General features: G+C 40.6%; 1 protein-coding gene. It reads left to right on the forward strand.

Translation table 11 applies throughout. The features are described from left to right. On the forward strand, nucleotides 1–731 hold a 731-nt coding region (locus ACRCJ0_RS17415; protein WP_431391412.1), incomplete at both ends, for an ABC transporter ATP-binding protein.

Here is a 731-nt window from a genome sequence, read left to right on the forward strand (position 1 = left end):
CAATTATCACAATCATTCGCCTCATTCCAATCTGCGTCAGCAGCCTTAAATCGTGTATTTGAGTTTCTAAATGAAGAGGAAATGGTAGAAGAAACAAACCTATTGAGCGAATTGCCGGATGTCCACGGTAACGTGACTTTCGAACACGTAAACTTCGGTTATGAAGCAGATCAACCGATTATCAAAGACTTCTCAGTAACCGCTAAATCAGGTCAGAAGATTGCTATCGTAGGACCTACCGGAGCTGGGAAAACGACAATCGTCAACTTGCTGATGAAATTCTATCCAATCGACTCAGGTGAAATTTACATTGATGGGAAACCAACAAGTGAAATTTCACGTGCAGCTGTGCACGACCAATTCTCAATGGTGTTACAAGATACTTGGTTATTTGAAGGCACCATTCGGGAGAACTTAATCTTCAACCAAGACCACATTACCGATGAAATGGTTGAATCAGCAGCCGCCGCAGTAGGTATTGATCACTTTATCAATACATTACCTAAAGGCTATGAGACGGTTTTAGATGATTCAGTTACTTTATCAGTTGGACAAAAACAATTGTTTACGATTGCGCGCGCCTTGTTGAAAGATGCACCTTTATTGATATTAGATGAAGCGACATCTTCAGTCGATACACGTACAGAAGTCTTATTACAAGAAGCCATGGACAAACTAATGGAAGGTAGAACATCATTTGTGATTGCCCACCGTTTATCAACTATCCGTAA

Source organism: Aerococcus sp. L_32 (assembly GCF_050689315.1).